The following is a 7,941-nucleotide window of genomic DNA, read 5'->3' as shown; positions in this document are numbered from 1 at the left end:
CGAAGTACTTCGCCAGCGCTTCGAGCTGCTCCTGGGAGTAGCCCTTGGTGATCTGGTGCATGACCGTCGCCTTGCGCTCGCCGGAACGGAAAGCCATCAGCTGGGACAGGATGTAGTCCTGCGGCAGACCTGCCAGACGAACCAGTGCCTCACCTGGCACTGCCCGGCCGTCGGTGCCGTGGCACTGGGCGCAGGTGGCAGCCAGGGCGCGCAGGCGCAGTCGTTCCGGATCCTTGGCGTGTGCCGCGGTGGTGGACAGCAGGCTGACGCTGCACAGCAGTACGCCGCTCAGCCAGCGGATGGAGACGCTTGCTCGGGTCATGGGACACGTTCCTCAGGGCTTTGAATTCAGCGCTATAGTGTCTTAAATATCACTGTATACGAATTTAGTGGTTTCCCTGGAGACTCGGGTGTGGAGGCGACGCGCATGACGACAGACCGCAGACGAACCAGAACCGGTGCAGGCCCGGACCGGCGCCGAGCGTGTGCGCAATTGCTGGCCTGGCCCTGGGTGCTGGGGCCGCTGGCGGCCGCGGCGATGGCCCCTGCGCCCACGCCGGTCGGCCAGCTCGTGCCGTGGCCGACGGTGCGGCTGCTGGACGGTCGCACCGTCGCGGCCGAACAGCTGCGCGGCCGAGCGGTGGTGGTGACCTTCTTCGCCACCGACTGCGGCTATTGCCAGCGCCACAACCAGCGGCTCGACCAGCTCGCGCGCCACATCGGCGCGCTGCCGCTGACCGTGATCGGCGCGGCACTCGACCGCGAGGTGGCGCCGGTCGAGGCCTATCTTGCACGCCAGGGCTACACCTTCCCCGTGACGATGGACTGGGCCCCGCTGCGTGCCGTGCTGACCGCCCGGCGCAGTTACCCGATGACCTGCGTGATCGACTGCCAGGGCGTGCTGCGCGAGGTGATCCCGGGTGAGATGGCCGAAGACGATGTGCGGGAGCTGGTGAAATGGGCCGTCACCTCAAGCGCTGATTAACCCTTCTGCCAGCGCCTGCGTGGCCGCTCGTCGCGGCTGGGGGCGCAGAAGTCCTGCCGCTGGAGGCGGACAGCGGCAACCACAGCCGCTTGCTTACGATGCTCACGGCGCTGAACGACCCGGCGACCGACTTCGCCGCCGTCTTCGGCCAGTACTTTGACCGCAGCAACCACCTCACTTGGCTTGCCGCCAGCGTGCTCATGGGCAACCGCGACACCCTGTCGCAGAACTTCGCGCTCTATCAACCAAAAGGCAGCGACAAGTGCTACTTCCTGCAAAATCGTACGCCAAGCCTGCGAACCTAGCTTGGCCTTGGCCAGCAGTCTGGCAATGGTGGAGGGGTGGGCATTGAACAGCCGTGCGGCATCGGCTGCTGTTCGTTCGCCTGAGCCCACCAGGCAAAAATGGCGGGCCGCTGCAGAGCCCGGGGTGATTCACCCCATGGCCTACAACATTCTAATTAACACTAGAATGTTGGTATGAAAGAGATCAAGAACCACCTCTACGAGCAGGTCGCCCGCATCGGCCGGGCCATGGCCAGCCCGAAACGGCTGGAGTTGATCGAGCTGCTGTGCCAGGGAGAGAAGACCGTCGAGACCCTGGCAGCTCAGGCTGACATCAGCGTCAAGCTCGCCAGCGCGCACTTGAAGGAATTGCGGCAGGCTCGCCTCGTCGAGACGCGCAAGGACGGCAAGTACGTGTTGTACCGACTGGCCAGCAATAGCGTGGCCGACCTGTGGGTGAGTCTCCGGTCCGAAGCCGAGGAGCGGCTGGTGGAACTCCAGGTCGCACTGGCGAGCTTGGTCGAGCACGGCCAGGAACTCCAGGGCATGGACCGCCAGACCCTGCTGGAGCGAGCGGCCCGGGGCGAGGTGGTCGTGCTCGACGTGCGCCCTGAGGCCGAATACGCCGCAGCCCATCTGCCGCATGCCCGATCGCTGCCCGTGAATGAACTCAGGCAGCGTCTGGCCGAACTGCCGCCGGATCTGCCGGTGGTCGCGTACTGCCGGGGGCCGTTCTGCCTGATGGCCAAGGAGGCGGTCGAGTTGCTGCGCCAGCATGGCTACCACGCGATCCACCTGACCGATGGCGTGGCCGAATGGCGTGCCCGCGGGCTGCCGGTCGCCGCCTGATGGCGGGTTTCTGCCATGCACTTCGGCCTGCGCGCCAACCTTGTCCAGGTGCTGCACCACCTGCTGCAGGTGCTGCTGGTCGGCATGACGATCGGCATGATGCGCAACGTCGTGCCGGCGCTGGCCGAGTCCGAGTTCGGCGTGCCGCGCGGCTCGTTCATGCTGCTGGTGGCGTTCGTCGTGGCCTTCGGTTTCGTCAAGGGGGCGATGAACTTCGTCGCCGGCCGGCTGGCCGAGCGCATCGGGCGTCGTCGGGTGCTGCTGATCGGCTGGGCGGCAGCGCTGCCGATTCCGCTGCTGGTGGCCTGGGCGCCGTCGTGGGGCTGGATCGTCGCGGCCACGGTGCTGCTGGGCGTGAACCAGGGGCTGACCTGGTCCATGACGCAGACCGCCAAGCTCGATCTCACGCGGGCCGATCAGCGCGGACTGGTCATCGGCCTCAACGAGTTCTCGGGCTACGTGGGCGTCGCCATCGCCGGAGTCGCCACGGGCTACGCCGCCACGTGGCTGGGGCCGCGACAGGGCCTGCTGTGGGTCGGCATGGCGGTGATCGGGCTGGCGACCGTGCTGGCGTGGCAGGCCGTGGTCGAGACGTTGCCGTGGGCTCAGGCGGAGGCGAAGGGCCATGCCGCTGTGGCTGCAGCGGCAGGATTGCGGCCGCGTTATCCGACCGGGGTGAGCGCTCATCCGACCACTGGCGAACTCTTCGCGCTGGTGAGCTGGAAGGACCGCCGGCTGGCGGCGCTGTGCCAGGCCGGGCTGGTCGAGAAGTTCGTCGATGCGCTGGTCTGGGTCTTCTGGCCGGTCTACCTGCACCAGCAGGGGGTGAGCCTGCCGGGCATCGGCTGGATCGTGGGGGTCTACGGCTTCACCTGGGGCGGGGCACAGTTCTTCACCGGGCGGCTCTCCGACCGGATCGGGCGGCACGGGCTCAACGTGGCGGGCATGTGGCTGTGCGGTGCGGGCGTGGCGCTGCTACCGCTGGGCAGCGGTTCACTCTGGTGGAGCACCTCGGCGGCGGTGGCCGGGCTGGGCATGGCGATGCTGTACCCGAACCTGAGCGCCGCCGTGGCCGACATCGCGCACCCGACGTGGCGGGCCTCGGCCATCGGGCTCTACCGCTTCTGGCGCGACCTGGGCTACGGGCTGGGCGCGCTCGGCCTGGGGGCGGCGGCGGTGCTGGGCGGGCGGATCGAGACCGCGTTCTCGTTCGTGGCCGTGGCGATGTTCCTGTCCGGTGCTGTCCTGTGGCGCTGGGGTGAAGAAACCCACCCACGGCTCAACCCGGCCCCTGCTGTATCGATTGACCTTGCTGGAGACAACCCATGAACCTGATGACCGTGGCTCACCGAACCAAGACCTTGGCCCTTGCGGTCACCTGTGCTGCCCTGCTCGGCGGGCTGCCGCTCCTGGCCCATGCCCAGCTTGACAAGGCCACCACTGAAGCGCTGGAGACCTATTTCGAGTTCAGCGACTACAACAGTGGCACCATCATGGCCGAGCAGATTCCCGCCGGGGACTGGAAGAAGTTCCACATCCTCGACGTGCGTGACGCGGGTCAGTTTGCCAAGGAGCACATCCCTGGTGCTGTGAACATCGAGTGGCGCAAGGTGTTCGCCGAGCGGGCGTCGCTGCCCAGGGACCGGCTGATCCTGGCGTACTGCAACACGGGCTCGTTCTCGGCCCAGTCGGCGATGGCGCTGCGCATGGCGGGGTTCGAGAACGTGCGCATCCTGCATGGTGGCTTCGGGGCCTGGAAAGCATCTGCCATGACGGCGGCAAAATAACGCGACCCGGCCGGAACCGTCCCTTGCCGGGCCCCTCGCCGCGCCAGACGTAGTCCCGGTCAGGTTGATGTGGTTCCACCCCCCCCCAGAGGTGATAGGTGTGGCAACAGCGTGTCGTCCACCACTTGGCCATGGCTGCGCAGCGCGGCGACTGCCCGCGTCAGGTAGACCGTGTGTTCCACAGCACGATGGCCGTCGTCATCAGCGTCAGCCCGCTGGCCCGCCAACGCTGCTGCTCGAAGTCGCGGTCTCGGTTCTCTCCCCGCCGACCGAAGAAGACGGCACGGGCCAGCGCGTTGCGGGACTCTCCCTTGTTCAGCCCGGCATGGGCTTTGCTGTACAACCCGACCTGCCGACCGGTGATGGCGCAGTGACGTAGGCTGACGGGGATGCGCAAGCCGGCCCAGCAGAAGTACAAGACGACGAACTGGAAGGTCTACAGCCAGGCACTGAAGGCGCGGGGAGCGCTGACGGTGTGGCTGGACCGGGAGATGGCGTGGCAGGTGCCGTCCAGCGGCAAGCCGGGCCGACCGGCGACCTACAGCGATGCGGCGGTGCAATGCGGCCTGACGATGAAGGTGCTGCTGGGGCTGCCGCTGCGCCAGACGCAGGGGTTCGTGCAGAGCGTGCTGGGGCTGTCGGGGCTGGACTGGCAGGCACCGGACTACAGCACGGTCAGCCGACGCCAGAAGCGTCTGGAGGTGCAGATCACGGCCCGGCCGAGCCGAGGCGGAGTACCGGTGGCAGTGGCGCAAGGTTCACCTGGGGATCGACGCCGAGACGCTGGAGATCCGGGCGATCGAGGTGACGGACAACGGCGTGGGGGATGCGCCGATTGGCGAGAGCTGCTCGGGCAGATTCCAGCCGAGGAGGCGGTGCCTATGACACGCAGAGATGCCACTACCTGCGGGGTGACCGCCGTCGACGCCAAGGGCAACACGCAGCGGGCGTTCGACCGGGTCAGCGTGGGCGGGAAAACGTGGTTCGGGGTGCTGGGGGTGCAGGTGGCCGTGGCGGTGTTTTGATGCGTCTGGTCCCTGAGGCTCAACCCTGCGGGGTCGCTGTCGCGTGTGCGACCGGCTCCAGCCATGGCCGATCGTGTGCGGCCAGGTGGTGTTCACCCTCTTCCAGAATGAAGTAGCGAAAGGCCTCGGCCGAGGGTGACAGCACGCGCGACTGCAAGTGCACCACGTTCCATGTGCGAATGACCGGCGAGTTTTCCACATGGACTAGCTCCAGCTCGCCGACCCGCAGCTCCAAGCCGATCGTGTGCAGCGAGAGGAAACTCAGCCCCATGCCGGCCATCACGGCCTGCTTGATGGTCTCGTTGCTGGGCATCTCCATGGCGATACGGGCTTCGATCCGGTGGTCCTGGAAGAAGCGGTCCATCAGCGCACGCGTGCCGGACGCGGGTTCGCGGACCAGCATTGGGTAGTGCGCCAGCGCCGACAGCGGTGGATGGCCGGACTGCAGGATCGGATGGCCCGGCGGTGCCACGAAGACGTGCGGGTGCGCCGCGAACGGCTCGGCGCGGCAGACCAGTTCGCGCGGCGGGCGGCCCATGACGGCCAGATCCACGTCACCCGCTTCCAGTAGCCGCACCAGCTCTTCCCGGTTGGCCCCCACCCGCAACTGCGTCTCGATGCCCGGATGCTCGTCGCGGAAGCGCACCAGCATCCGCGGCACGAAGTACTTGGCCGTAGCCACCATCCCGATCGACAGGCGCCCGGTGTCGAGGTGGCGCAGGCGGGCCATGGCCACTTCGGCGTCCCTCAGCGTTGCCAGAACCCGGCGCGCATAGACCAGGAAGTACTCGCCCGCCGTGGTCAGCGACACCTTGCGACCCTGGCGGTCGAACAGCAGCAGCCCCATGGCTTCTTCCAACTCCTTCACCTGCATCGTCACCGCCGGGGGCGTCAGGTGCAGCCGCTCGGCGGCGCGCACGAAACTGAGTTCGCGCGCCACCTCGGCGAAGACGCGCAGCTGGCGCAGGGTCAGGTTTTTCATCGTGCGTGCCCAGGCCTTTCTGATTCAGTCAATCTGAATTGAAAATCAAGAAGATGTGAATTTACCTTATCCATCGGTCTTCCTACAGTGGGCTCCATACACCCACCGCAGGAGACAAAGCCATGAACGAACCGGTCGAACTCGGCGTCATCACCGACGCGAAGAAGCGCTACAGCGCCGGCGTCCTGAAATACCGCCAGATGGGCTACTGGGACGCCGACTACGTGCCCAAGGACACCGACACGCTGTGCCTGTTCCGCATCACGCCGCAGGATGGCGTGGACCCGGTCGAGGCGGCGGCGGCCGTGGCGGGCGAGTCGAGCACCGCGACCTGGACGGTGGTGTGGACCGACCGCCTGACCGCCTGTGACAGCTACCGCGCCAAGGCCTACAAGGTCGAGCCCGTGCCGGGTCGGGCTGGCGAGTATTTCGCCTGGGTGGCCTACGACATCATCCTGTTCGAGGAAGGCTCGATCGCCAACATCACAGCCAGCCTGATCGGCAACGTGTTCAGCTTCAAGCCGCTGAAGGCGGCCCGGCTGGAGGACATCCGCATGCCGGTGGCGCTGGTCAAGACCTTCAAAGGGCCACCCACCGGGCTGGTGGTGGAGCGCGAGCGTCTGGACAAGTTCGGCCGCCCGCTGCTGGGCGCCACCACCAAGCCCAAGCTGGGCCTGTCGGGCCGCAACTATGGCCGCGTGATCTACGAGGGCCTCAAAGGCGGACTCGATTTCATGAAGGACGACGAGAACATCAACTCGCAGCCCTTCATGCACTGGCGTGACCGCTTCCTGTATGTGATGGACGGCGTCAACAAGGCGAGTGCTGCCACCGGCGAGGTCAAGGGTAGCTACCTGAACGTGACCGGCGCGACGATGGAAGACATCTACGAGCGCGCCGAGTTCGCCAAGGAACTCGGGTCCGTGGTGATCATGCTCGACCTTGTGATCGGCTGGAGCGCCATCCAGAGCATGGCCAACTGGGCGCGCAAGAACGACATGATCGTGCACATGCACCGCGCCGGCCATGGCACCTACACCCGGCAGAAGAACCACGGCGTGAGCTTCCGCGTGATGGCCAAGTGGCTGCGCCTGGCGGGTGTGGACCACCTGCACACCGGCACCGCGGTAGGCAAGCTTGAGGGCGACCCGATGACGGTGCAGGGCTACTACAACGTCTGCCGCGACAGCTACACGCAGCAGGACCTGCCACGCGGCCTGTTCTTCGACCAGGACTGGTGCGACATGAAGAAGGTGATGCCGGTGGCCAGCGGTGGTATCCACGCCGGCCAGATGCACCAGCTGATCGATCTGTTCGGTGACGACGTGATCCTGCAGTTCGGTGGCGGCACGATCGGTCACCCAGCCGGCATCCAGGCCGGTGCAGTCGCCAACCGCGTCGCGCTGGAGTGCATGGTCAAGGCCCGCAACGAGGGCAAGGACATCCGCAACGAAGGTCCGGACATCCTGCGCAGGGCTGCTCTGACCTGCACGCCGCTGAAGCAGGCGCTCGACACCTGGGGCGAGATCTCCTTCAACTACACCAGTACCGACACCAGCGACTACGCGGTCACCCCGTCGGCATCCAACTGAAGCACCCTGGAGCACTCCACCATGATGACCAACCCGACCGGCCGCGTCACGCAAGGCCAGTTCAGCTTCCTGCCCGACCTGACGGACGCCGAGATCACGCTGCAGATCGACTACGGTCTCCGGCAAGGCTACGCCTGGAGCATCGAGTACACGGACGATCCGCACCCCCGGAACACCTACTGGGACATGTTCGGCATGCCCATGTTCGATTTGCAGGATGCCGCCGGCGTCCTGATGGAGCTGAACCACTGCCGCAAGGCCTTCCCCCACCACTACATCCGGCTGATGGCCTTCTCGTCGGTGCGCGGTGTCGAGAGCATCACGATGAGCTTCATCGTCAACCGGCCTCCCCGGGAGCCCGGCTTCGGCCTTGTGCGCCAGGAGGTGCAGGGCCGCAGCCTGCGCTACAGCGTGCACAGCTACGCGACCGACCGGCC

At 66.6% G+C, this 7,941-nt stretch carries 9 protein-coding genes and 2 pseudogenes; 8 read left to right on the top strand and 3 right to left on the bottom strand.

All coding sequences use genetic code 11. The annotated features are described in order from the left end of the window. Window positions 1-322 (bottom strand): c-type cytochrome (locus AB3X43_RS11265; protein WP_369429936.1); only part of this gene is annotated, 322 nt, incomplete at its 3' end. 171 nt (window positions 323-493) lie between these two features. On the opposite strand from AB3X43_RS11265, the gene AB3X43_RS11260 reads away from it, so the two are divergent. The 5 genes from AB3X43_RS11260 (at window position 494) to AB3X43_RS11240 (ending at window position 3,905) form a co-directional block, all read left to right on the top strand. Continuing rightward, a complete protein-coding gene (locus tag AB3X43_RS11260; RefSeq protein WP_369429935.1) occupies window positions 494-985 on the top strand; it encodes a TlpA disulfide reductase family protein in 492 nt (163 codons plus the stop codon). A 5-nt stretch (window positions 986-990) separates the two neighbouring features. Further along, a complete protein-coding gene (locus AB3X43_RS11255; protein WP_369429937.1) occupies window positions 991-1,290 on the top strand; it encodes a CotH kinase family protein in 300 nt (99 codons plus the stop codon). A gap of 174 nt (window positions 1,291-1,464) precedes the next feature. Then, window positions 1,465-2,118 carry an ArsR/SmtB family transcription factor gene (locus AB3X43_RS11250; protein WP_369429934.1) on the top strand — a complete coding sequence of 218 codons (654 nt, stop codon included), beginning with the start codon at window positions 1,465-1,467 and terminating at the stop codon, window positions 2,116-2,118. Between the two features lie 15 nt (window positions 2,119-2,133). Then, window positions 2,134-3,447: an MFS transporter gene (locus AB3X43_RS11245; protein ID WP_369429933.1), complete on the top strand. Its 1,314-nt coding sequence runs from the start codon at window positions 2,134-2,136 to the stop codon at window positions 3,445-3,447. Beyond that, complete coding sequence (locus AB3X43_RS11240) at window positions 3,444-3,905, top strand: rhodanese-like domain-containing protein (RefSeq protein ID WP_369429932.1); 462 nt, start codon at window positions 3,444-3,446, stop codon at window positions 3,903-3,905. Before AB3X43_RS11245 ends, AB3X43_RS11240 begins: the two co-directional genes overlap by 4 nt. Here the strand turns inward: AB3X43_RS11240 and AB3X43_RS11235 are convergent. Beyond that, window positions 3,895-4,239, bottom strand: a pseudogene (locus tag AB3X43_RS11235) (Tn3 family transposase); the annotation flags it as partial. The gene AB3X43_RS11240 and the pseudogene AB3X43_RS11235 sit on opposite strands and share 11 nt — an antisense overlap. 55 nt (window positions 4,240-4,294) lie before the next feature. Between AB3X43_RS11235 and AB3X43_RS11230 the strand changes: the two are divergent. Next, window positions 4,295-4,837 (top strand): annotated as a pseudogene (locus AB3X43_RS11230) (transposase); the annotation flags it as partial. Window positions 4,838-4,949: 112 nt separating this feature from the next. Here the strand turns inward: AB3X43_RS11230 and AB3X43_RS11225 are convergent. Then, complete coding sequence (locus tag AB3X43_RS11225; RefSeq protein WP_369429931.1) at window positions 4,950-5,912, bottom strand: LysR family transcriptional regulator; 963 nt, start codon at window positions 5,910-5,912, stop codon at window positions 4,950-4,952. A gap of 122 nt (window positions 5,913-6,034) precedes the next feature. On the opposite strand from AB3X43_RS11225, the gene AB3X43_RS11220 reads away from it, so the two are divergent. Both AB3X43_RS11220 and AB3X43_RS11215 read left to right on the top strand, forming a co-directional pair. Next, a complete protein-coding gene (locus AB3X43_RS11220; RefSeq protein WP_369429930.1) occupies window positions 6,035-7,504 on the top strand; it encodes a form I ribulose bisphosphate carboxylase large subunit in 1,470 nt (489 codons plus the stop codon). Between the two features lie 21 nt (window positions 7,505-7,525). Continuing rightward, the coding region (locus tag AB3X43_RS11215; protein ID WP_369429929.1) for a ribulose bisphosphate carboxylase small subunit at window positions 7,526-7,941 on the top strand (416 nt) is incomplete at its 3' end.

Origin of the sequence: Sphaerotilus sp. (assembly GCF_041083715.1) — a bacterium.
Taxonomy (GTDB): Bacteria; Pseudomonadota; Gammaproteobacteria; order Burkholderiales; family Burkholderiaceae_C; genus Sphaerotilus.
Note: the sequence above shows the minus strand (reverse complement) of the source record. Positions and strands in the feature narration are given on the sequence as shown.